This is a genomic window from Paraburkholderia azotifigens (genome assembly GCF_007995085.1).
GTDB classification, from domain to species: Bacteria; Pseudomonadota; Gammaproteobacteria; order Burkholderiales; family Burkholderiaceae; genus Paraburkholderia; species Paraburkholderia azotifigens.
On sequence record NZ_VOQS01000003.1, the window covers coordinates 1,559,884 to 1,581,792 of the forward strand.

20 protein-coding genes are annotated in these 21,909 nt (G+C 63.8%); 13 read left to right on the plus strand and 7 right to left on the minus strand.

Annotated features, from left to right (window positions below; translation table 11 throughout):
- Positions 1-4: 4 nt before the first annotated feature.
- Both FRZ40_RS24205 and FRZ40_RS24210 read right to left on the minus strand, forming a co-directional pair.
- Complete coding sequence (locus FRZ40_RS24205; RefSeq protein WP_147235835.1) at positions 5-976, minus strand: homoserine kinase; 972 nt, start codon at positions 974-976, stop codon at positions 5-7.
- A gap of 153 nt (positions 977-1,129) precedes the next feature.
- Positions 1,130-1,534, minus strand: coding sequence for a hypothetical protein (locus FRZ40_RS24210; protein WP_028370507.1), 405 nt, complete (start codon positions 1,532-1,534; stop codon positions 1,130-1,132).
- A 220-nt stretch (positions 1,535-1,754) separates the two neighbouring features.
- Here FRZ40_RS24210 and FRZ40_RS24215 point away from each other — a divergent pair, with 220 nt between their 5' ends.
- A complete protein-coding gene (locus tag FRZ40_RS24215; protein WP_028370508.1) occupies positions 1,755-3,281 on the plus strand; it encodes an AMP nucleosidase in 1,527 nt (508 codons plus the stop codon).
- A 15-nt stretch (positions 3,282-3,296) separates the two neighbouring features.
- Here FRZ40_RS24215 and FRZ40_RS24220 read toward each other — a convergent pair whose 3' ends face one another.
- Both FRZ40_RS24220 and FRZ40_RS24225 read right to left on the minus strand, forming a co-directional pair.
- Positions 3,297-3,827: a chromate transporter gene (locus FRZ40_RS24220; protein WP_147235836.1), complete on the minus strand. Its 531-nt coding sequence runs from the start codon at positions 3,825-3,827 to the stop codon at positions 3,297-3,299.
- Complete coding sequence (locus FRZ40_RS24225) at positions 3,824-4,432, minus strand: chromate transporter (protein WP_147235837.1); 609 nt, start codon at positions 4,430-4,432, stop codon at positions 3,824-3,826. Before FRZ40_RS24225 ends, FRZ40_RS24220 begins: the two co-directional genes overlap by 4 nt.
- 98 nt (positions 4,433-4,530) lie before the next feature.
- On the opposite strand from FRZ40_RS24225, the gene FRZ40_RS24230 reads away from it, so the two are divergent.
- Positions 4,531-5,433: a transcriptional regulator GcvA gene (locus FRZ40_RS24230; protein WP_028370511.1), complete on the plus strand. Its 903-nt coding sequence runs from the start codon at positions 4,531-4,533 to the stop codon at positions 5,431-5,433.
- Here the strand turns inward: FRZ40_RS24230 and FRZ40_RS24235 are convergent.
- Positions 5,424-6,167 (minus strand): LOG family protein, encoded by a 744-nt coding sequence (locus FRZ40_RS24235; protein ID WP_012403705.1) that lies wholly within the window; start codon positions 6,165-6,167, stop codon positions 5,424-5,426. The genes FRZ40_RS24230 and FRZ40_RS24235 overlap by 10 nt on opposite strands.
- A 1-nt stretch (position 6,168) precedes the next feature.
- Here FRZ40_RS24235 and polA point away from each other — a divergent pair, with 1 nt between their 5' ends.
- The 11 genes from polA (at position 6,169) to FRZ40_RS24295 (ending at position 19,605) form a co-directional block, all read left to right on the plus strand.
- The gene (polA, locus tag FRZ40_RS24240) at positions 6,169-8,916 is read left to right on the plus strand and encodes a DNA polymerase I (RefSeq protein ID WP_147235838.1); all 2,748 of its coding nucleotides are present in this window, start codon (positions 6,169-6,171) and stop codon (positions 8,914-8,916) included.
- 247 nt (positions 8,917-9,163) lie between these two features.
- On the plus strand, positions 9,164-10,501 hold the full coding sequence (locus tag FRZ40_RS24245; RefSeq protein ID WP_147235839.1) for an NAD(P)/FAD-dependent oxidoreductase: 1,338 nt from the start codon (positions 9,164-9,166) through the stop codon (positions 10,499-10,501).
- Between the two features lie 93 nt (positions 10,502-10,594).
- The gene (locus FRZ40_RS24250) at positions 10,595-11,467 is read left to right on the plus strand and encodes a dienelactone hydrolase family protein (protein ID WP_147235840.1); all 873 of its coding nucleotides are present in this window, start codon (positions 10,595-10,597) and stop codon (positions 11,465-11,467) included.
- Positions 11,468-12,336: 869 nt separating this feature from the next.
- The gene (locus tag FRZ40_RS24260) at positions 12,337-13,041 is read left to right on the plus strand and encodes a FadR/GntR family transcriptional regulator (RefSeq protein WP_147235842.1); all 705 of its coding nucleotides are present in this window, start codon (positions 12,337-12,339) and stop codon (positions 13,039-13,041) included.
- Between the two features lie 48 nt (positions 13,042-13,089).
- Entirely contained in the window at positions 13,090-13,980 is an 891-nt protein-coding gene (ltnD, locus tag FRZ40_RS24265) for an L-threonate dehydrogenase (protein ID WP_147235843.1), read from the plus strand.
- Between the two features lie 17 nt (positions 13,981-13,997).
- The gene (otnK, locus tag FRZ40_RS24270; protein ID WP_147235844.1) at positions 13,998-15,308 is read left to right on the plus strand and encodes a 3-oxo-tetronate kinase; all 1,311 of its coding nucleotides are present in this window, start codon (positions 13,998-14,000) and stop codon (positions 15,306-15,308) included.
- On the plus strand, positions 15,305-15,961 hold the full coding sequence (otnC, locus tag FRZ40_RS24275; RefSeq protein WP_147235845.1) for a 3-oxo-tetronate 4-phosphate decarboxylase: 657 nt from the start codon (positions 15,305-15,307) through the stop codon (positions 15,959-15,961). The genes otnK and otnC overlap by 4 nt, the downstream gene beginning before the upstream one ends.
- Before the next feature lie 100 nt (positions 15,962-16,061).
- Positions 16,062-17,396: an MFS transporter gene (locus FRZ40_RS24280; protein ID WP_028370040.1), complete on the plus strand. Its 1,335-nt coding sequence runs from the start codon at positions 16,062-16,064 to the stop codon at positions 17,394-17,396.
- A gap of 24 nt (positions 17,397-17,420) precedes the next feature.
- Positions 17,421-18,209: a 2-oxo-tetronate isomerase gene (gene otnI, locus FRZ40_RS24285; RefSeq protein WP_147235846.1), complete on the plus strand. Its 789-nt coding sequence runs from the start codon at positions 17,421-17,423 to the stop codon at positions 18,207-18,209.
- Positions 18,210-18,264: 55 nt separating this feature from the next.
- The gene (gene denD, locus FRZ40_RS24290; protein ID WP_147235847.1) at positions 18,265-19,254 is read left to right on the plus strand and encodes a D-erythronate dehydrogenase; all 990 of its coding nucleotides are present in this window, start codon (positions 18,265-18,267) and stop codon (positions 19,252-19,254) included.
- 93 nt (positions 19,255-19,347) lie between these two features.
- Positions 19,348-19,605, plus strand: a complete 258-nt coding sequence (locus tag FRZ40_RS24295; RefSeq protein WP_028370043.1) for a hypothetical protein — start codon at positions 19,348-19,350, stop codon at positions 19,603-19,605.
- Positions 19,606-19,609: 4 nt separating this feature from the next.
- Here FRZ40_RS24295 and FRZ40_RS24300 read toward each other — a convergent pair whose 3' ends face one another.
- Positions 19,610-20,512 (minus strand): MBL fold metallo-hydrolase, encoded by a 903-nt coding sequence (locus FRZ40_RS24300; RefSeq protein WP_240057266.1) that lies wholly within the window; start codon positions 20,510-20,512, stop codon positions 19,610-19,612.
- 12 nt (positions 20,513-20,524) lie between these two features.
- Positions 20,525-21,886 carry an MFS transporter gene (locus FRZ40_RS24305; RefSeq protein WP_147235848.1) on the minus strand — a complete coding sequence of 454 codons (1,362 nt, stop codon included), beginning with the start codon at positions 21,884-21,886 and terminating at the stop codon, positions 20,525-20,527.
- Positions 21,887-21,909: the final 23 nt, after the last annotated feature.

Genomic DNA, 21,909 nt, shown 5'->3' on the forward strand with positions numbered 1-21,909 from the left:
GTGCTTAGAGTGCGGCGCCCGCGAGACGCTCGCGAAGGATGCGCTCGAAATGACCGGGATCGTGTGGCTTGAGCAGTTCGGCGGCGCGCGGGATATGGAAATCATACAGGCGCGAGACCCAGAAACGATACGCGCCCGCGCGCAACATGTCGTCCCAGTGCCGGGTTTCGGCGGGCGTGAACGGGCGCACCGTCTGATAGGCGCGCAACAGCGCCTCGACGCGTGCTTCGTCGAGCTTGCCCGTGGCGAGGTCGACGCACCAGTCGTTGACGGTGACGGCGACGTCGAAGAGCCACTTGTCGCAGCCCGCGAAATAGAAATCGAAGAAGCCGCCCAGTTCGACTTCATGATGCGTGCCGGGCGCGGCGTGCGCGAACAGCACGTTGTCGCGGAACAGATCGCAATGGCACGGGCCTTCGGGCAGCGACGCGTAATCGTCCGACGCGAAGAACGCCTGCTGATGCGCGAGTTCTTCCGTAAGCAGCGTACGCTGCGCGTCCGACAGAAATGGCACGATGGTCGGCACCGTTTCCTGCCACCACGGCAGGCTGCGCAGATTCGGCTGATGATGCGCGAAGTCGCGTCCCGCCAGATGCAGGCGCGCGAGCATCTGCCCGACTTCGACGCAGTGCGCGGCATGTGGCGCAAGCTCCGGCGCGCCGTCCAGCTTCGTGACAATGGTGGCGGGCTTGCCGTTGAGCATGCCGAACAGCGCGCCGTCGTCGCGCGGCATCGGATCGGGCACGGGCACGCGATGCGACGCCAGATGGCGCATCAGATCGAGATAGAACGGCAACTGCCCGGCCGTCAGCTTTTCGAAGATCGTGAGGACGTACTCGCCGCGCGTGGTCGTCAGAAAGAAATTGCTGTTCTCGATACCGGATGTAATGCCGCGAAATTCGACGACTTCGCCGAGATCGTAGTGGCGCATCCAGTCTGCGAGTTGGGTTTCGGTGACAGCGGTGAATACGGCCATGCGTGGGGCGTCGGATCAGGTTGGTCGGCTGGCGCAATGCCAGTGGCAAGGGTCTTGGCGCAAACGGCAAGCGGGTTGAAAGCGTCGTGGTTGACGCTTCGGCTTGACGCAAAGCAGGCGCGAGTCTTGTGACGGCGCGCCGGCCCGGGTGGATCAGTAATGCAGGTTCACGGACGGCAGGCGCGCGGGCGGCTTGCCGGATTCGTACACTTTCGGCGATGTATCCGTGGGCGCGCTCATCTGGTAGCGCGTGCCGAAGTTCGAGCGCACGTCGATTTCGACGGGCTTGCCCTTGTCGCGGTATTCGGTGATTTCGGTGCCGTTGCCGCTGCGTTCGTAGAAGCTCGGCGTGCGCGGCTGGTTGATCTCGACTTTCGAGCTGACTTCGGCCGCGGGGCGGTTGATCGCTCTCAGATCCGGCAGGCCGGCCCGTTCGTTGGCTTCGGCTTGGGCGTCTGCGGCTGCCTTGTCTTTCGCGGACGGGGCAGGCTGGGCAGCCATCGCGACGCCGCTGACGGCCAGCATCAGCACAACTGCGACGGGGAAGAGCGGCTTCATGGTGTTTCTCCGATTAGGTGGCCCAATTCTAGCAAATCCACTGCTGCCCACGGGCACGAGTAACAGGCGATCGCCTTATTTTGCGCGCTTCCCGCGCGACCTGCAGCAAGCGCGCTGCAGCGTGCGCGGCGCCACGCAAACATGGCGATGCACGGGCACGACGTCATCGGAAAGCACGGGTTCCGTGGTAATGTCGTTGCATCAATCGAGGCGAACGAAGATGAACTACGAGACCAGTCAACGCGCGGTGCACGTGCCCGCCAACGCGTTCCCGACCGAGGCGTTCGGCGACGCAGCCGATGCCGTCACGCGCCTGTCCGCCATCTATGAAGCGAACACGTCGTTCCTGCGCGACGCGTTCGCGCGCTACCGCCGCAACGAGCCGTTCGACCGGCGCGTGCGCGCGTGCTACCCGTTCGTGCGCGTGCGCACGGAGACCAACACGCATGTCGACTCGCGCCGCTCGTATGGCTTCGTCGCGGGGCCGGGCGTGTTCGAAACCACGGTCACGCGGCCCGATCTGTTCGGCAATTACTATCGCGAGCAATTGCGGCTGCTGGTGAAGAATCATCATGTGTCGGTGGAAGTGGGCGTGTCCGATCAGCCCATTCCCATTCACTTCGCATTCGCCGAAGGCATTCACCTCGAAGGCGATCTGGACCGCGAGCGCCTGCTCGCGATGCGCGACGTATTCGATGCGCCCGATCTCGCGCTGCTCGACGACCGTATCGTCAATGGCACATACGAGCCGCTGCCGGGCGAGCCGCATCCGCTCGCGCTGTTCACGGCGGCGCGCGTCGACTTTTCGCTGCATCGGCTGAAGCACTACACGGCCACTTCGCCGACGCATTGCCAGAACTACGTGCTGTACACGAACTACCAGTTCTATATCGACGAATTCGTGAAGCTCGGCCGGACGATGATGGCGAAGACTGAGGACGCCGATCTGCGCGCGTATCGGAGCGAGTACACGTCGTTCGTCGAACCGGGCGACGTGATCACATACAACGCGAATCTCGGCGAGCAGGAAGACGAGGGCCACGCGCCGCCGCGCCTGCCGCAGATGCCCGCGTATCACCTGAAGCGCGCGGACGGCAGCGGCATCACGATGGTCAACATCGGCGTCGGACCGTCGAATGCGAAGACGATCACCGATCACATCGCCGTGCTGCGCCCGCATGCGTGGATCATGCTCGGCCACTGCGCGGGGCTGCGCAACACGCAGCGTCTCGGCGACTACGTGCTCGCGCACGGCTATGTGCGCGAGGATCACGTGCTCGACGACGATCTGCCGCTGTGGGTGCCGATTCCGGCGCTCGCCGAAGTGCAGGTCGCGCTGGAGCGGGCGGTCGCGCAGGTCACGCAGCTCGACGGCGCCGAACTCAAGCGTGTGATGCGCACGGGCACGGTGGCGAGCGTCGACAACCGCAACTGGGAACTGCGCGACCATCGCGAGCCGGTGCTGCGTCTGTCGCAAAGCCGCGCGATTGCGCTCGATATGGAAAGCGCGACCATTGCCGCGAACGGCTTCCGTTTCCGCGTGCCGTACGGCACGCTGCTGTGCGTGTCGGACAAGCCCTTGCACGGCGAGTTGAAGCTGCCGGGCATGGCGGACCAGTTCTATCGCGCGCAGGTCGATCAGCATCTGCAGATCGGCGTGAAGGCGATGGAAATTCTGCGCACCAACGGCTTGCATAAACTGCATAGCCGGAAGCTGCGGAGTTTTGCGGAGGTGGCGTTTCAGTAAGGAAGTTTGAGTGGCTTACGCGTACCCGAGTCCCACAAGTCCCACCAACGCTCCGCCGCCCAGCAGCCACAACGGGTGAATGCGCGTCTTGAACCCAAGCAGCGCGCAGGCACCCGTAATCGCCCACGCAAGCCACGACGCATCCGACGACTGCGCAATCAGCAGCGCGCTCGCGGCGACGAGCCCCGCCGTCACGGGCACGAGTCCTTTCTGCGCGACGCGTCGCCACGGGCTGTCCTTGAAGCGGTTCCACGCGTGCATCGCGAGTATCGTCACGATGGACGACGGCCCGAACTTCGCCAGCGACGTCACCAGCATCCCTGCCCAGCCGGCCACATGCCAACCGACAAGCGTCACGACCATCATGTTCGGTCCGGGCGCGGCCTGCGCGAGCGCGAAGAGCGCGCTGAATTCGCTGGCGGGCATCCAGTGATGCACTTCCACGACCTGCCGCTGCATCTCCGGCAGGATGGTGTTTCCGCCGCCGAACGCGAGCAGCGACAGCTGGCTGAATATAACGGCGAGCGCGATCAGCGTTTCGATCATTTCGACACCTCGTTCGCGCGTGCCTTCGCGTCCCCCGCCTGCGCCCGCTCCACGCGCGAGGCGACGAAGATGCTGAGCGGCGTCAGCACGAGCATTGTGGGCAGCAGCGGAAAGCGCAGCAGCGCGATCGCCACGAAGCCGAGCGCCGCGATCGTCGCGGCGCGCGGGTCGTGACGCAGCGGCATCAGGATCTTGACGGCCATCGCGACCAGCAGCCCCGCCGCCGCGGCGGACAACCCGGCGAACAGATGCTTGATGTGGGGATCGTTCTGCGTGTGTTCGTACAGCACGCCAAGCGCGATCACGATCAGCGACGGACCGGCGATCAGCCCGAGAATGCCCGCCAGCGCGCCGCGCAAACCGCGGAACTTCATGCCGAGCGCGACGGACAGATTGATCACATTGCCGCCCGGCAGGAACTGGCACAGGCCGAGCAGATCGGTGAACTCGGCGGCGCTCAGCCAGCGGCGCTGATCGACGATAGTCCGCCGCGCCAGCGGCAGTGCGCCGCCAAACGATGTGAGCCCCAGGCCCAGAAAGCCCATGAAGATTTCGCGCGTGGTCGGAGCGGGCGCGTGGTCCGGCGCGTCGGGGTGCTGATTCATAGGATTCACCATCCAGTACAAGCGGTGAAGATTAGCGCTATTCGAGCCGCACTCAAAACGATTTATTGGCCAGTTCTTTGTGATCTAGAATCACAAGGATGAACCGCAAGCTTCCTCCCTTTCCCGCTCTGCGCGCCTTCGAGGCCGCGGCGCGGCACAACAGTTTCACGTCCGCCGCCGACGAGCTCCATGTGACGCACGGTGCAATCAGCCGGCAGGTCGCGGCGTTCGAGGCGTGGGTCGGCGTGCAGGTGTTCCATCGCAACGGCAAGCGCGTGCGGCTCACGGAAGACGGCCGGCGCTATCTGTCGAAGATCCAGGCGGCGTTCGACAGCATCGCCGCCGCGACCGACCAGTTGCGCGACACAGGCGTCGTGCATGTACTGCGGGTCAACGCGCTGCCTACGTTCGCGATGAAGTGGCTGTTGCCGAGACTGTCGCAGTTTCAGCGGATGGCGCCGAACGTCGAGTTGCGGCTCGCGACATCGAATGCCCCCGTCGAGACGCTCGACAGCTTCGATGTCGCCGTGCGGCGTGGCCCCGCGCACTGGCCCAATTGCGTGAGCGGGCAGTTCCTGGAGGAGAGTGAGATTCCCGTGTGCAGTCCGGCGCTGCTGCAACGCCTGCCCATCCATAGTGCGGACGACCTCGCGCGTCACGTGCTGCTGCATTCGGATACACGGCCCGACGCGTGGCATCACTGGCTGCACGCCGCGGGCGTCAAGGCGAAGTGCCGCAAGAAACAGTCGTTCGACCATTTCTATCTGGCGTTGCAAGCGGCTGTGGATGGATTGGGCGTCGCGCTCGGACCGATGCCGTTGCTCGACGACGAACTGGCGTCGGGGCGGCTCGTCATGCCGCTGGCTGGACCGCGCATCGATGCGCGCGGCTATTGGTGGGTCGCGCGGCGCGAGGTGGCGAACGCGCCGCTTGTCGAGCAGTTCTGCCGCTGGCTGGAAGCACAGGCGGCAGAAGCCGACTCACAACAACATCACAGATAGAACATGCGGTCTTCGTCCGACTTGGCGGGATGCGCCTCCGGCTCTTCACGCTCTTCGTAGAACGCGAGAACCGCTTCGAGCACCTGGTCGGGATCGTCGATGACCTGCATCAGGTTCATGTCGTCGGGATTGATGAGGCCCATCGGCACCAGCTGCGATTCGAACCATGCGAGCAGTCCCTTCCAGAACTCCGCGCCGACGAGAATGATGGGCACGTGGCGCGACTTCTTGGTCTGGATGAGCGTGAGCACTTCGGCCAGTTCGTCGAGCGTGCCGAAGCCGCCCGGCATCACGATCACGGCATCCGAATTCTTCACGAACGTGACCTTGCGCGTGAAGAAGTGACGGAAGCGCAGCGAGATGTCCTGCCACTGGTTGCCCGATTGCTCGTGCGGCAACTCGATGTTCAGGCCGACGGACGGCGCCTTGCCTGCATGCGCACCTTTGTTGGCCGCTTCCATGATGCCTGGGCCGCCGCCGGAGATCACGGCGAAGCCTGCGTCGCTGAGCTTGCGCGCGATCGTGGTGGCCAGTTTGTAGTATGGCGAGTTCGGTTTCAGGCGCGCCGAACCATAGATGCTCACGGCCGGGCGGATCTCCGACAGGTACTCGGTCGCCTCGATAAACTCTGCCATAATCGTGAACATCTGCCACGATGCGCGGGCCTTCTTGGCTGTTGCGCGCTCTTGATCTGCGAGCGATCGCAGACTCGGAATCACTTTTCTCTTAGTCATAATGCCTGAAGAACAGAACCTGGAAGGTAAGACCCTGCTATTGGTTGACGGTTCGAGTTATCTGTACCGGGCCTACCATGCGATGCCTGATTTGCGCGGTCCCGACGGCGGGCCAACAGGTGCGCTCTACGGGATCATCAACATGCTGCGCCGTATGCGCAAGGAGGTTACGGCAGAGTATAGCGCGTGCGTGTTCGATGCCAAAGGCAAGACGTTTCGCGACGACTGGTATCCGCAATACAAGGCGAACCGTCCGTCGATGCCCGAAGATCTCTCGAAGCAGATCGAGCCGATTCACGTGGCCGTGCGCTCGCTCGGCTGGCCGCTGCTGATGATCGACGGCGTCGAAGCCGACGACGTGATCGGCACGCTTGCGAAGCGCGCGGAGCAGCGCGGCATGAACGTGATCGTATCCACCGGGGACAAGGATCTGGCGCAGCTCGTAACGGATCATGTCAGCCTCATCAATACGATGACGAACGAGAAGCTCGACCGCGAAGGCGTCGTCGCGAAGTTCGGCGTGCCGCCTGAGCGCATCGTCGACTATCTGTCGCTGATCGGCGATACCGTCGACAACGTGCCCGGCGTCGAGAAATGCGGCCCGAAAACGGCGATCAAATGGCTCACGCAATATGACACCCTCGATGGCATCGTCGCACATGCGAGCGAGATCAAAGGTGCGGTAGGAGACAATCTGCGGCGTGCGCTCGATTTCCTGCCGATGGCAAGGAAGCTCGTCACGGTCGAAACGGATTGCGATCTGACCGTGCACGTGACGTCGTTCGAAGACACGCTCGCCACGCGTCCCGAAGCGCGCGAAGAACTGCGCGACGTGTTCACGCGTCATGGCTTCAAGACGTGGCTGCGCGAAGTCGAAATTGCCGATGCCGTCGAAGGTCCGGAAACGGACGTGCCGCCCGCGCCGACCGTCGAAGGAGACGGCGCGCGCGAGTACGACACCGTGCAGACATGGGAGCAGTTCGACGCATGGCTCGCGAAGATCGATGCGGCGGAGATCACGTCGTTCGATACGGAAACGACGTCGCTCGATCCGATGGTCGCGCAGATCGTCGGTATTTCGATCGCAGTCGAAGCAGGCAAGGCTGCCTATATTCCCGTCGCGCATCGCGGGCCGGATGCGCCCGTGCAGTTGCCGCGCGACGAAGTGCTCGCGAAGCTCAAGCCATGGCTCGAAAGCGCGGACAAGAAGAAGCTCGGCCAGCATCTGAAGTACGACGAGCAGGTGCTCGCGAACTACGGCATTGCAATGGACGGCATCGAGCATGACACGCTGTTGCAGTCGTACGTGCTCGAATCGCATCGTCCACACGACATGGACAACCTCGCGTTGCGTCATCTCGGCCTGAAGACGATCAAGTACGAGGATGTGGCGGGCAAGGGCGCATCGCAGATCGGTTTCGACGAAGTGCCCCTCGACAAGGCATCCGAATACGCAGCCGAAGATGCCGACATCACGTTGCGCCTGCATCGGGCGCTCTATCCGCAGATCGCCGCCGAAGTGCAGCTCGATCACGTGTACCGCAATATCGAAGTGCCGACGTCGCGCGTGCTGCGCAAGATGGAGCGCAACGGCGTGCTGATCGACACCGAAAAGCTGCGCGTGCAGAGCAACGAGATCGCGACGCGTCTCGTCGAGCTGGAAAAAGAGGCGTATGAACTCGCGGGCGGCGAGTTCAATCTCGGCTCGCCGAAGCAGATCGGTCAGATCTTCTTCGAGAAGCTCGAACTGCCCGTCATCAAGAAGACGCCGAGCGGCGCGCCTTCCACCGACGAAGAAGTGCTGCAAAAGCTGGCTGAAGACTATCCGCTGCCGAAGAAGATTCTCGAGCATCGCGGGCTGTCCAAGCTGAAGTCGACCTACACCGACAAGCTGCCGCGCATGGTCAACGCGAGCACGGGCCGCGTGCACACGAACTATGCGCAGGCTGTCGCGGTAACGGGGCGTCTCGCATCGAACGATCCGAATCTGCAGAACATTCCCGTGCGTACGGGCGAGGGCCGGCGCATCCGCGAAGCGTTCATCGCGCCGCCGGGACACAAGCTCGTGTCGGCGGATTACTCGCAGATCGAGTTGCGCATCATGGCGCATATCTCCGGCGACGAAGCGCTGCTGCGCGCATTCAAGCAGGGCGAGGACATTCACCGCGCCACGGCTTCCGAAGTGTTCAGCGTGACGCCGCTCGAGGTGTCGAACGATCAGCGGCGCATCGCGAAGGTAATCAACTTCGGGCTGATCTACGGTATGAGTTCGTTCGGCCTCGCGTCGAACCTCGGCATCACGCGCGATGCGGCGAAGCTCTATATCGACCGTTATTTCGCGCGTTATCCGGGCGTCGCCGCGTATATGGAGAACACGCGCACCAGCGCGAAGATGAAGGGCTACGTCGAAACCGTGTTCGGCCGCCGCCTGTGGCTGCCCGAGATCAACGGCGGCAACGGTCCGCGCCGTCAGGCCGCGGAGCGTGCCGCGATCAATGCGCCGATGCAGGGCACGGCCGCCGATCTGATCAAGATGTCGATGATCGCGGTGCAGAAGTGGATCGAAGAGTCGGGCATCCGCACGCGCATGATCATGCAGGTGCACGACGAACTGATTCTCGAAGTGCCGGAGGACGAACTCTCCGACGTACGTAAGCGCTTGCCGGAACTGATGTGCGGCGTCGCGCAACTGAAGGTGCCGCTCGTCGCCGAAGTGGGCGCGGGCTCGAACTGGGAGGAGGCGCACTAAGCGGGCAACACGTGCCGGCGGGCGGCGCACTGGCATGCCAGTGCGCGTTTCATGCACACTGACACAGCATTGTTGCTTCTCCAGGTCAACGGGATAACGTCGCTCGCATGTCACAGTTTGGTTTTGACAGGCTTGTGACTTGTCCCCTTGCTCGCCGACAATCGACAGAACGCAATCAAGGCGGCCGCACTCTCGCGACGCGCGCCGCATCGACGCACAGCTTTATCGGTCAATACGGAGAGTTCTGATGCATCGTTTTGTCGTCGTAGGTGGAGGCGCAGGTGGTCTGGAGCTGGCGACACGGCTCGGCGATCGCTACGCGCGCAGGAAGAGCGACGGCGCGCAAGTGACGCTGGTCGATCGTTATCCCACGCATATCTGGAAACCGCTGTTGCATGAAGTCGCAGCGGGCAGCATGGACCCGTTCACGCAAGAACTCGAATATGCGGCGCAGGCGCGCTGGCATGGCTTCGAGTTCCAGCAGGGCGAACTGATCAATCTCGATCGCACGGCGAAGACCATCACGTTAGGCCGCGTGCTCGACGACGACGGCGCCGAACTGCTGCCCGAACGTGTCCTCGAATACGACACGCTCGTTATCGCAATCGGCAGTACGACGCATTTCTTCGGCGTCAAAGGCGCGCCCGAATATTCTCTCGCGCTCGATACCGTGCATCAGGCCGAGCGCTTCCGCAAACGTCTGATCGCTGCCTGCATGCGCGCCGAGCATCAGGCACATGAGCCTGTCGAATCGAATCCCGGCGTGGCGTCGACGGAGCCGCGCATTCAGGTCGCGATTGTCGGCGGCGGCGCGACGGGTGTCGAACTGTCGGCTGAACTGCGCAATACCGCGCAGGTGTTGTCCGCTTACGGGCTGCACAAGCTCGATCCGCGACATGACGTCGGCATCGTGCTGATCGAGGCGGGGCCGCGTATTCTCCCCGCGCTTCAGGAGCGCGTATCGACGGCCACGGCCGAACTGCTGCAGAAGCTCGGCGTGAAGCTGATGGTTGGCGAGACGGTGGCCGAAGTCGCGCCGGGCGTCGTGCGCACGGCGAGCGGCAAGACCGTGCGCGCCGATCTGACCGTGTGGGCGGCGGGCATCAAGGCGCCGCCCGTGCTCGGCCAGCTCGACGGGCTGCCTGTGAACCGGCTTGGCCAGCTCGAGGTGCGCCGCACGCTGCAAACCGCCATCGACGACAACGTCTTCGCACTCGGCGATTGCGCCGCATGTCCGTGGCCCGGCAACGAGCGCAATGTGCCGCCGCGCGCGCAGGCCGCGCATCAGCAGGCGAGCTTCCTGCTGCGCGCGCTCAGCAACCGGCTCGAAGGCAAGCCGCTGCCGGAGTTCACGTATCGCGACTTCGGTTCGCTGGTGTCGCTCGGGCACTTTAGCGCCGTCGGCAATCTGATGGGCGGCGTGATCGGCGGCAACATGCTGATCGAGGGGCTGTTCGCGCGCTTCATGTACATGTCGCTGTACCGGCTGCACATTGCGGCGCTGCATGGTTATGCGCGGATGGTGCTCGATACCTTTGCGCACTGGCTGCGCCGCACGACGCTGCCGCGCGTCAAATTGCACTGATCGATTTCGATGCTTCTGCAACGGGATACGCTTTGCGCGTATCCTGTGGCCTTCCTTGCCGTTCACCCTTGTCCTTTCTCCAAGGAGCAGCGCATGTTGAAGCCTGAAGTCGACAGTCTCGTTCCCCACGTTCCTTTCGACCGGCGCACGTTCATCAAGGCGGCGCTCGGCAGCGGCTTTGCGGCGTGCGTGCTGCCTGTGTCCGCGCAGACCATCCACACGGACAGCGAGGGCCTGGAGGCGGGCGAGGTCAGCATCAAGTCGGGCGATACGCAGGTGCCGGCTTACCGTGCGCAGCCGAAGGGCAAGAAGCATCTGCCCGTGATCATTGTGGTTCACGAGATTTTCGGCGTGCACGAGCATATCGCCGATGTGTGCCGGCGCTTCGCGAAGCGGGGCTATCTGGCCATCGCGCCGAACCTGTATGTACGGCAAGGCGATCCGACCAGGTATCAGTCGATGCAGCAGCTCAACGAGCAGCTTGTTAGCAAGGTGCCCGACTCGCAGGTGCTCGCCGATCTCGACGCGACTTTCAAATGGGCGGGCGAGCATGGCGGCGACGTGAACAAGGTGGGTATCAACGGGTTCTGCTGGGGCGGGCGGATTACGTGGCTGTATGCGGAGCACAATCCGCGGCTGAAGGCGGCTGTTGCGTGGTATGGACGCGTGGTCGGCGATCAGACGCCGATGACGCCGGCTAACCCGATCGATCGTGTGTCGGACTTGCAGGTGCCTGTGTTGGGGCTTTATGGGCGTCAGGACCAGAGCATTCCGCAGGAGTCGCTCGAACAGATGAAGCAGGCGGTTGCGCAGGGACCGCAGGCGGGGCGCGGGGCGCAGTTCGTCGTGTATGACGATGCGGGGCATGCGTTTTTTGCCGATTATCGGCCGAGTTATCGGCAGGCAGATGCGGAGGATGGCTGGCGCCGGGCTCTTGCATGGTTTAAGGATCACGGTGTGGCGTGATCGGATTTTTGTTTTTGTCTGCGACGCAGTCGCCAGTCCTGGTTTTTTGTTTTTTGTTTTTTGCTGCGCTGGCATCCGCGTTTTCATATCGGTACTTCACGCGTCGCCCCTGTGCGGGGCGGCACTTACTTTCTTTGCCGCCGCAAAGAAAGTAAGCAAAGAAAGCGGGCTAACACCGCCAATCCTAGTTGTTGCCTGCGGGCCCCCAACGGGTCCCGCACTCCACACGGCAACACGCCATTCAATGCGCGTTGCCAGCGCCTTTAACACGCGCATCACCCTCTCCAGTCACCCGTAGCGCAGCCAGCGGCAGCGAATCGTCCGCGCCGCCCAGGTGGCAAACGGTGTGTAGGTTGTCGCGCCTTACGCGTTGGCGTTTCTACGACACCGATTCCGCTTTTCAGTCCGGAGTGGTGCACATACGTCGCGACGGCCTACACACCGTTTGCCACCTGGGCGGCGGTGGACTTTCTGGTAACGCAGTCCGTGACGCGGGAGTGTGAAGTGGGTGAGGCGAATCCAGGAGCGCTGGCAACGAGCATTGACTAGTTCGATGCCGCGTGGAGTGCGGGACCCGTTGGGGGCCCGCAGGCAAACACAAGGATTGGCGGTGTTAGCCCGCTTTCTTTGCTTACTTTCTTTGCGGCGGCAAAGAAAGTAAGTGCCGCCCCGCACAGGGGCGACGCGTGAAGTACCGATATGAAAACGCGGATGCCAGCGCAGCAAAAACCAAAAAGCAAAAAGCAAAAAAGCAAAAAGCGAAACCGAAAGGCCACCCGCCCAGGGTTTCTCCCCATAACAACATCCGAAGGCAAATTTGTATGATGACCCTATGACATGGCAAATCGGCGAAAGCCGCCAAACCAACAATGTTCGAGAAAATCCCCACCAAGGCCCTCAGCGACACGGTCGCGCAGCAACTGCTAGCGCAGATCGACAAAGGCACCTTCCAAAGAGGCGGCAAGCTGCCGACAGAAGCCGTGCTATCGCAAGAATTCGGCGTAAGCCGCACGGTGATCCGCGAAGCGATCTCGCGCCTGAAGAATGAGGGCGTCGTCGAGCCACGCCAGGGCAGCGGCGTCTACGTCGCCGCTCACGGCGCGATCCGCCCATTGCGCATCGACTACGCGGAAGCCATGGAAGGCGGCTCGGTGCTGCAAATCCTCGCGGTGCGCCGCGCGATCGAAGCCGAAGTTGCTGCCGAAGCCGCCATGCGCCGCACCGACACCGACATGATGTCGATCGACGCCGCGCTCAACAAGATCGATGAAGCCGTCGCCGAAGGCCGCGACGGTGTCGCCGAAGACGTCGCGTTCCACCGCGCGATTGCCTCCGTGACGGGCAATCCGTACTTCCTGAAGACGCTGACGTTCCTCAACCAGTACCTCGAAGCAGGCACCGTCGTCACGCGCCGCAACGAGGCGCTGCGCGAAGACTTCTCGCGCCAGGTCCGCGATGAACACGCCGCCATCGCCGCGGCGATCCGCGCCGGCGATCCGATGGCCGCGCGCAACGCCGCGCAGACCCACATGTACAACGCGGCGCGGCGCCTCGCCGAAGCGGGAATCTGCTGATCCGCGCCGCGTGCGTCACCGTTGAAGCACTGTTCGTAGAGGAAAGGTATGTCCAGAAATGTCGGAGTGATCGGTCTTGGCGCGATGGGATTAGGCGTCGCGCGCTCGCTGCTGCGCGGCGGGTTCAACGTCCACGCGTGCGACGTGCGCCGCGAAGTGCTCGACCAGTTCGTCGCCGATGGCGGCAAGGCCTGCACGAATCCCGCCGAACTCGGCGCGCAGTGTGACGTGGTCGTCACGCTCGTCGTCAACGCAGCGCAAACCGAGACGGTGCTGTTCGGCGAGCAGGGCGCGGTTGGCACGATGAAGCCGGGCGGCGTCGTGATCGCCTGCGCCACCGTTGCGCCCGATTTCGCGATCGACCTCGGCCGCCGTGTGGAAGCGGCCGGCCTGCAGATGCTCGATGCACCCGTGTCGGGCGGTGCGGCGCGCGCGGCATCGGGCGAAATGACGATGATGACGTCCGGTCCCGCCGCCGTGTATGCCGCGTGCGAAGACGTGCTCGCGGCGATGGCGGGCAAAGTGTATCGCCTGGGCGACCAGCATGGCGCGGGCTCGAAAGTGAAGATCATCAACCAGCTGCTCGCGGGCGTGCACATCGCGGCCGCCGCGGAAGCGATGGCGCTCGGCTTGCGCGAAGGCGTCGATCCCGACGCGCTCTACGACGTCATCACGCACAGCGCGGGCAACTCGTGGATGTTCGAGAACCGCGTGCCGCACATCCTCAACGGCGATTACACGCCGCTATCTGCCGTCGATATCTTCGTCAAGGATCTGGGACTCGTGCTCGATACCGCGCGACGTTCGAAGTTTCCGCTGCCCTTGTCGGCGGCTGCGCATCAGATGTTCATGATGGCATCGACAGCCGGGCACGGCGGCGAAGACGATTCGGCCGTCATCAAGATTTTCCCCGGCATCGACGTGCCGGAAAAGCGCTGAGAGAGGAGCACGACAACATGACGACCTCTGCCAGCAAGCCCTTGCTCGGCTGCATCGCCGACGACTTCACGGGCGCAACCGATCTCGCGAACATGCTGGTGCGCGGCGGCATGCGCACCGTGCAGACCATCGGCGTGCCTGCGGCTGACACGCGCATCGAAGCCGACGCGCTCGTCGTGGCGCTGAAGTCGCGCACTATCGACGCCGCCGATGCCGTCGCGCAATCGCTCGCCGCGCTCGAATGGCTGCGCGCGCAAGGCTGCCGCCAGTTCTTCTTCAAGTACTGCTCGACCTTCGATTCGACCGATAGCGGCAACATCGGTCCCGTCACGGACGCGCTGCTCGATGCGCTGTCGCCGATCGGCGGCGGCACGCCGTTCACGATCGCATGTCCTGCGTTTCCGGAGAATGGCCGCACGATCTATCGCGGGCATCTGTTCGTCGGCGACGTGCTGCTGAACGAATCGGGCATGGAGCATCACCCGCTCACGCCGATGACGGACGCGAATCTCGTGCGCGTGCTGCAGCGGCAGACGCGTTCGAAAGTTGGCCTCGTGCGTTACGACGCGGTTGCGAAAGGCGCAGAAGCCGTGCGCGCATCGATCGATGCGTTGCGCCACGACGGCGTGCGCATGGCGATCGCCGATGCCGTGTCGGATACCGATCTCTATACGCTCGGCGAGGCGTGCGCCGACTTGCCGCTGATCACGGGCGGCTCGGGCGTCGCGCTCGGCTTGCCGGCCAATTTCCGCCGCGCCGGCTTGCTCGACGATGCCGCCGATGCAGGCGAGTTGCCGCGTATCGAAGGCGCGTCGGCCGTGCTGGCGGGCAGCGCGTCGAAAGCGACGAACGCACAGGTGGCCGCATGGCGCGAAACGCGGCCCGCGTTTCGCATCGACCCGCTCGCGGCCGCGCGCGGCGAGCCCGTCGTCGAACAGGCGCTGGACTTCGCTCGCGAGCACATGAAAACAGCGCAAACGGTGTTGATCTATGCCACAGCGTCGCCGGACGAAGTGAAGACGACGCAGCGCGAACTCGGCGTCGCGCAAGCGGGAGAACTGGTCGAACGCACGCTCGCTGCGATTGCGCGCGGGCTGCATCAGATGGGCGTGCGCAAGTTCGTCGTCGCGGGCGGGGAGACGTCGGGCGCCGTCGTGCAGGCGCTCGATGTCCGCATGCTGCGCATCGGCAAACAGATCGATCCGGGCGTGCCCGCGACCGCGACCATCGGCGACGAGCCGCTCGCGCTCGCGCTCAAATCCGGCAACTTTGGCGCCGTCGATTTCTTCGCCAAGGCGCTGCGCCATCTCGACGGAGACGCGGCATGACGCTCGCCGTCCACACCAGCAACGAAGCAAAAGTCCGCGAAGAAATCTGCGTGACGGGCGCGAGTCTGTACGAGCGAGGCTACACGGTCGGCAGTGCGGGCAACATCAGCGCACGGCTCGACGACGGCTGGCTGATCACGCCGACGGATGCGTGTCTCGGGCGTCTCGATCCCGCGCAGATCGCGAAGGTCGATCTCGACGGCAACGCGGTGTCTGGCGGCAAGCCGTCGAAAACGCTCGCGCTGCATCGCGGCGTCTACGAACGCAACCGCGACGCGCGCGGCATCGTGCATACGCATTCGACGCATCTCGTCGCGCTGACGCTTGCGGGTGTCTGGAACGACGCCGACGTGCTGCCGCCCATCACGCCGTACTACGTGATGAAAGTCGGCCACATTCCGCTGGTTCGCTACAAGCGCCCCGGCGATCCGCAAGTCGCGCAACAGATCGCTTCGCTCGCCGACAGCGTGCGCGGCGTGCTCCTCGAACGGCTCGGTCCCGTGGTGTGGGAGCGTTCCGTATCGCAGGCTTCGTACGTGATCGAGGAACTCGAAGAGACGGCGCGCCTATGGCTGATGACGAACCCGCGTCCCGCACCGCTCGACGAAACCGCGCTCGACGAGTTGCGTACCGTGTTCGGCGCACGCTGGTAAGCCGTCGGGCATCCGTATCACCAACCCAGGCAAAAAGCCGGAGGACCGTTCGTTAGAGAACGGACGGTCCATAACCGGCGCCATCCGAAGGAGACAATGCATGACAAGCTATCAGGCGACATCCGTTCGCCCAGCATCCACTGACGCAGCGGGACAACCCGGCGCGGCTGAAATCGAACGCACCTACGGCAAGGTGTTCTGGCGCATCGTGCCTTTCCTGATGCTGTGTTACGTGGTTGCGTATCTGGACCGCGTGAACATCGGCTTCGCGAAGCTGCAGATGTCGCAAGACCTCGCATTCAGCGAGACCGTATTCGGCCTCGGTGCGGGCGTGTTCTTCGTCGGTTACTTCCTGTTCGAATTGCCGAGCAACATCCTGATGCATCGGCTCGGCGCGCGCATCTGGATTGCGCGGATCATGATCACGTGGGGTGTGCTGTCGGCGCTGTTCGTGTTCGTGCAGACACCGACGCAGTTCTACGCACTGCGCTTTCTGCTCGGTCTCGCCGAAGCGGGCTTCTATCCGGGCGTGATCCTGTATCTGACCTACTGGTTCCCGTCGCATCGCCGCGCGAAGATCATTGCGGTGTTCATGTCGGCGATTCCGGTGTCGGGCATCTTCGGCAATCCGCTGTCGGGCTGGATCATGCAGACTTTCGATTCGCATCACGGCTTCGCAGGCTGGCAATGGATGTTCGTGATCGAAGCGGTGCCCGCTATCGCCGTCGGTATCGCGACCATTCTGTATCTCGATAATGGCATCGCCGGCGCGAAATGGCTGACGCCGCGCGAAAAGAAGCTGCTCGCCGATGAAATCGCCGCGCAGCCGCAGGAGCAATCGAAGTCGCATTCGCTGGGCGCCGTGTTCCGCGATCCGCGCACGTGGTGGATGTCGCTGATCTACTTCGCGTTCGTCACGGGACAGTATGGCCTCACGTTCTGGATGCCGACGCTCGTCAAGTCGACGGGTGTGACGGGCGCATTCGAGATCGGCCTGCTGAGCGCGATTCCGTTTCTCGTCGCCATCGTCGTGATGAACGTGATGGGCCACAGCGCGGACAAGCGCCGCGAACGCCGCTGGCATCTGATCGGGCCGGCGCTCGCGGGCGCCGTGGGCTTCAGCGTCGCGGCATCGTATGCGAATAACACGGCGGTTTCGATCGCGTTTCTGTCGGTTGCGGCTGCGGGCGTGCTGACCTGCGCTCCGCTCTTCTGGTCGCTGCCGACTGCGTTCATGTCCGGTGCGACGGCTGCCGCGGGCATCGCGATCATCAATTCGATCGGCAATCTGGCGGGCTTCGCGAGCCCGTACATGATCGGCTATCTTAAGGATGTCACGCACAGCACGCAGTCCGGCATGTACGTGCTCGCCGCGATGCTCGTGATCGGCGCGCTCGCCGTCTGGCTGACGCCCGCGCGGCTCGTGAACCGCTAAACGCGTTTTTAAGGAGTAGCTTCGATGCCTCGCTTCGCCGCCAATCTGACGATGATGTACAACGAACACGCGTTTCTCGACCGTTTCGCCGCCGCCGCGCGCGACGGCTTCGAAGCCGTGGAGTTTCTGTTCCCTTATGACTTTCCCGCTGCGGACCTGAAATCGCGTCTGCAGGAAAGCGGCCTTACGCAGGCGCTGTTCAATGCGCCGCCGGGCGACTGGGCGGCCGGCGAGCGCGGCATCGCGTCGTTGCCGGGCCGCGAAGACGAGTTTCGCCGCAGCGTCGACGCGGCGCTCGACTACGCGCGCGTGCTCGGCAACGACAAGCTGCATGTAATGGCCGGTTTGATCAAGCCGGAGCAATCGCGCGCCGCGCATCGCGACGTGTATCTGAAGAACCTCGCGTATGCCGCGAAAACCGCGCAAGCGGACGGCATCACGGTCGTCATCGAGCCGATCAATACGCGCGACATTCCCGGCTTCTTTCTGAACCGCCAGGACGACGCCCAGGCGATCTGCGCGGAAGTCGGCGCGGCGAATCTGAAAGTGCAGTTCGATCTTTACCACTGCCAGATCGTCGAAGGCGATCTCGCCGTGAAGCTCAAGCGCGATGTGAAGGGCATCGGTCACATTCAGATTGCGGGTGTGCCGGAGCGGCACGAGCCGGATATCGGCGAAGTGAACTATCCGTATCTGTTCGCGCTGATCGACGAACTCGGTTACGACGGCTGGATCGGTTGTGAATACCGCCCGCGCGCGGGCACATCCGATGGCCTGGGATGGATCCGCCCATACGTGAAGGCGCGCGGATAAGCATTGCGCCGGCGGATTCGACGGACAGGACAGACTCACTGAGGAACACGGAAACATGAAAGTACTGATCACGGGCGGTGCGGGATTTCTCGGCCAGCGTCTCGCGCGCGAACTGCTTGCGCGCGGCGAACTGAAGGGCGCGGACGGACGGCGTCAGCCGATCACGGAACTGGTGTTGCTCGACGTCGTCGCGGCGCCGGGGCCGAAAGACGAACGCGTGCGCGTCGAAGTCGGCGACATTGCCGAGCGCGGCGTGCTCGAACGGGTGATCGACGAGAAGACGGAGGCGATCTTCCATCTCGCCGCGATCGTCAGCGGCCAGGCGGAAGCGGACTTCGAACTGGGCATGCGCATCAATCTCGATGCATCGCGGCTGCTGCTCGACGTTTGCCGTGCACGTGCACACAAGCCGCGTGTGGTGTTCACGAGTTCGGTCGCCGTGTACGGCGGTGACTTGCCCGACACCGTGCTCGATGAAACCGCGCTGAATCCGCAGTCGTCGTATGGCGCGCAGAAGGCGATCGCCGAACTGCTGCTCAACGATTATGCACGGCGCGGTTTCGTCGACGGCCGGGTGCTGCGCCTGCCGACCATCAGCGTGCGGCCTGGCAAGCCGAATGCGGCGGCGTCGTCGTTCGCGAGCGGCATCATTCGCGAGCCGCTCAACGGCGAGCCGGCCGTGTGCCCGGTGAACGGCGCGATGCGTCTGTGGCTGCTGTCGCCGCGCAAGGCGATCGAGTGTCTCGTCGCGGGCTGCGAGATCGACGGCGCGGCGCTCGGCAACCGTCGCACGGTGAATCTGCCGGGCGTGTCGGTGACGGTCGACGAGATGATTGCCGCGCTGCGCGAAGTCGCGGGTGACGCCGTCGCGAACCGGATCGAATGGAAGGCGGACGAGCGTGTCGAGAAGATCGTCGGCAGCTGGCCCGCGCGCTGGGATACCTCGCGGGCGAATCAGCTCGGGCTGCACGGCGATGCGTCGTTCGCGGACATCGTTCGCGCGTTTATCGACGATGAACTGGGCGGCAAGCTCCCGCAGCACTGATACATCCGATTGAGCGGGAGCGTGCGTTCGCTCCCGTTGTGCGCGCGCGCCGGCTCCTATAATCGGACGATCCACTGATCACCGGGGGACGTCATGCGGCGCAGCGCGATTCTCCTTATGGTTCTGCTCGCCGGTTGCGGCGCAACCGTGAAGCCGACGCCGATGACCAACGGTCACGACGGCGCGGTGATTTCGTGCGACGGCCTGCTCTACAACTGGAAGATCTGCGACAGGGCGGCGAGGAAGACATGTCCGCGCGGTTACGACGTTGTGGATCGCGAGGAAAAGAAAAATCACACCGACTACGGAAGCTACACCACGCGCAAGCTCGTGGTGAGTTGCAGACAATGAGCGCCTACGCGTAGCGCCATTCGAAACCATCGCCGGCGCGCTGCACCGTACCCGCCGACGTCTCGGCAAAATGCGCGGCAAACACTGTTGCTCCCGTATCGGCGGCATGCGCGAGCAGCCATTGCCGCGACGCGCGCGCCTGCTCCTGATCGAGACAGAACGTCGAGTTCCATTCGGGCCGGTGAACCTGCACCGCGCTGTGCATCACGTCGCCGGAGAAAAGCGCGGTCTCGCCGCGCGAGCGGATTTCGATCGCCATGTGTCCAATGCTGTGTCCGAAAGTGGGCAGAAAACGGATGCCATCGAGAATGCTTTCTCCCGTATCGCGAACCACGCGCGACTGATTGGCTTCGATCAAGGGCAACACGCTGTCGTCGAACACCATGCGGCGCGGCGCGCCTTGTTCCGTCGCGAAGAAATCGCGTTCGCGCTCGCCGAACACGTAGGTCGCGTTCGGAAACACGGGCGCCCAGCGGCCTTCATCCCAATGCGTGTTCCATCCGACATGATCGACGTGCAGGTGCGTATTGAGCACATAGTCGACGCGCTCGCGTTCGAAACCCGCCGCCGCGAGCCGTTCGAGCACGGGATTGTCGAGTCTGTCGAATAGCGCGCTGAACGAGCGCAGCTTGCCGTTGCCGATGCCCGTATCGACGACGAAAGTCACGCCGTCTAGCTCGACAACCCACAAATGCGTCTTCAACGGCACGCGCCGGTTCGACAGATCGATGCTTTCGGTTGCGAAGCGTTCTTCGAGCACGAGTCCACTTGTCTCGTCCCAGTTCGGGAAGAGCGTGTCGGGCGCGAGCGCGAACGTGGTTTCGTCGACGCGCGTAATGGTTGCCGCGCCGATGCGATGCACGAGGCGAGTGTCTTTCATGATGATCTGCGTTTCGTTGGGCTTCATCTTCGGGTTGCTTCAGGCGTCGTTCGCAATCGCTACGCGCCGTGTCGCGACGGCATACAGCACGGCGCTGATCAACGCCGACACGCCGCCGACCAGCGCCAGCGCAATGCCGAGACTCGCGCCTGTTTGCCCGAGCCGCTCGTTCAGATAACCGACCGACAGCGGACCGACGCCGCCGCTGATCGCGTTCGTCATGAACACCAGCAAGGCGAGCGAGCGGCCGCGCATGCGGTTCGGCACGGCGATTTGCAGCGGCACGGGCGCGAGTCCCATCGCGATGCTCGCCGTGAATGCGCAGATGCCGTAGAGCGCGATCGCGACGGCGCTGTCGCTGACTAGCGGCATCGCGATCGCAGCGGGCACCAGCAGCGCAACGGCGCACGTCGAAAAGGCCAGCACTTTGCGCAGTGTACTGTCGTCGGTGACGCGCGTCGCGAGCACGCCGGCACACGCGACACCGAGTATTCCGCCGATCATGTACGCGGGCGCGGCCATCTGTCCGACCGTTTTCGGTGCTAGATGGAAGTGGCGCATCAGCAGTGTCGGGAACCACGCAGCGTGCGAGTAGAACAGCGTGATCAGCGCGACATACGCGGCGAAGTAGGGCAGACAGAAACGGTTGCGCACGAACAGTTGATGGACGACATCGCGCAACGAAGGCATGTCGTCGCGTGCGTGCGTTGCGTGTGCGGATGTTTCGAGGCGGGCGGGCTCGCGGATCGTGAACGCCACCAGTGCGGCCAGAATCAGGCCCGGCAGGCCGACGATCGCGAAGATCGCCTGCCACGGCGCGATGCCGTGCGCAGCGAGCCACGCGTTGCCATGACCGTTCGCCGCCGCCGACAACAGCATGCCGCCACCGAACAGCGCGACGCCGCCGCCCACGTACGGCCCGAGCATGAACACGCTGCTCGCGCGCGCCACGCGACGCGGTGCGAACATGTCGCTGAAGATCGACAGCGCAGCAGGACTCAACGCCGCCTCGGCGACGGCCGTGCCCGCGCGGGCGAGCAGCAGTTCGGAGAAGTTCGTCGCGAAGCCGCACAGCGTGGTCGAGACCGCCCAGATGGCGATGCAGGCCGCGATCAGCCTGACGCGGTTCGTGCGATCGACGAGCCGCGCGATGAACACGCCCGCCGTCGCGTAGCACATCGTGAACGAGAAGCCTTGCAGCAGACCGATCTGCGTGTCCGTGAGCAGCAGCGACTGCTTGATCGGCTGCACGAGAATGCTGACGATCTGCCGGTCCAGATACGAGAACGCAAAGCAGATGAAGAAGAGCAGCACGATATAGACGGGATGGCGCACGCTGTCGTGGTGAGTCGTCTGAGTGGCTTCGTCGGCTTGCTGCGTCAAGGCGGGATGGGCGCTCATTCGCGGTCTCCGTGGAGTGAGTC

Coding starts and splice junctions, on each gene's coding strand:
- FRZ40_RS24205 (WP_147235835.1), bottom strand. CDS start 976: ATGGCCGTATTCACCGCTGTCACCGAAACCCAACTCGCAGACTGGATG.
- FRZ40_RS24210 (WP_028370507.1), bottom strand. CDS start 1,534: ATGAAGCCGCTCTTCCCCGTCGCAGTTGTGCTGATGCTGGCCGTCAGC.
- FRZ40_RS24215 (WP_028370508.1), top strand. CDS start 1,755: ATGAACTACGAGACCAGTCAACGCGCGGTGCACGTGCCCGCCAACGCG.
- FRZ40_RS24220 (WP_147235836.1), bottom strand. CDS start 3,827: ATGATCGAAACGCTGATCGCGCTCGCCGTTATATTCAGCCAGCTGTCG.
- FRZ40_RS24225 (WP_147235837.1), bottom strand. CDS start 4,432: ATGAATCAGCACCCCGACGCGCCGGACCACGCGCCCGCTCCGACCACG.
- FRZ40_RS24230 (WP_028370511.1), top strand. CDS start 4,531: ATGAACCGCAAGCTTCCTCCCTTTCCCGCTCTGCGCGCCTTCGAGGCC.
- FRZ40_RS24235 (WP_012403705.1), bottom strand. CDS start 6,167: ATGACTAAGAGAAAAGTGATTCCGAGTCTGCGATCGCTCGCAGATCAA.
- polA (WP_147235838.1), top strand. CDS start 6,169: ATGCCTGAAGAACAGAACCTGGAAGGTAAGACCCTGCTATTGGTTGAC.
- FRZ40_RS24245 (WP_147235839.1), top strand. CDS start 9,164: ATGCATCGTTTTGTCGTCGTAGGTGGAGGCGCAGGTGGTCTGGAGCTG.
- FRZ40_RS24250 (WP_147235840.1), top strand. CDS start 10,595: ATGTTGAAGCCTGAAGTCGACAGTCTCGTTCCCCACGTTCCTTTCGAC.
- FRZ40_RS24260 (WP_147235842.1), top strand. CDS start 12,337: ATGTTCGAGAAAATCCCCACCAAGGCCCTCAGCGACACGGTCGCGCAG.
- ltnD (WP_147235843.1), top strand. CDS start 13,090: ATGTCCAGAAATGTCGGAGTGATCGGTCTTGGCGCGATGGGATTAGGC.
- otnK (WP_147235844.1), top strand. CDS start 13,998: ATGACGACCTCTGCCAGCAAGCCCTTGCTCGGCTGCATCGCCGACGAC.
- otnC (WP_147235845.1), top strand. CDS start 15,305: ATGACGCTCGCCGTCCACACCAGCAACGAAGCAAAAGTCCGCGAAGAA.
- FRZ40_RS24280 (WP_028370040.1), top strand. CDS start 16,062: ATGACAAGCTATCAGGCGACATCCGTTCGCCCAGCATCCACTGACGCA.
- otnI (WP_147235846.1), top strand. CDS start 17,421: ATGCCTCGCTTCGCCGCCAATCTGACGATGATGTACAACGAACACGCG.
- denD (WP_147235847.1), top strand. CDS start 18,265: ATGAAAGTACTGATCACGGGCGGTGCGGGATTTCTCGGCCAGCGTCTC.
- FRZ40_RS24295 (WP_028370043.1), top strand. CDS start 19,348: ATGCGGCGCAGCGCGATTCTCCTTATGGTTCTGCTCGCCGGTTGCGGC.
- FRZ40_RS24300 (WP_240057266.1), bottom strand. CDS start 20,512: ATGAAGCCCAACGAAACGCAGATCATCATGAAAGACACTCGCCTCGTG.
- FRZ40_RS24305 (WP_147235848.1), bottom strand. CDS start 21,886: ATGAGCGCCCATCCCGCCTTGACGCAGCAAGCCGACGAAGCCACTCAG.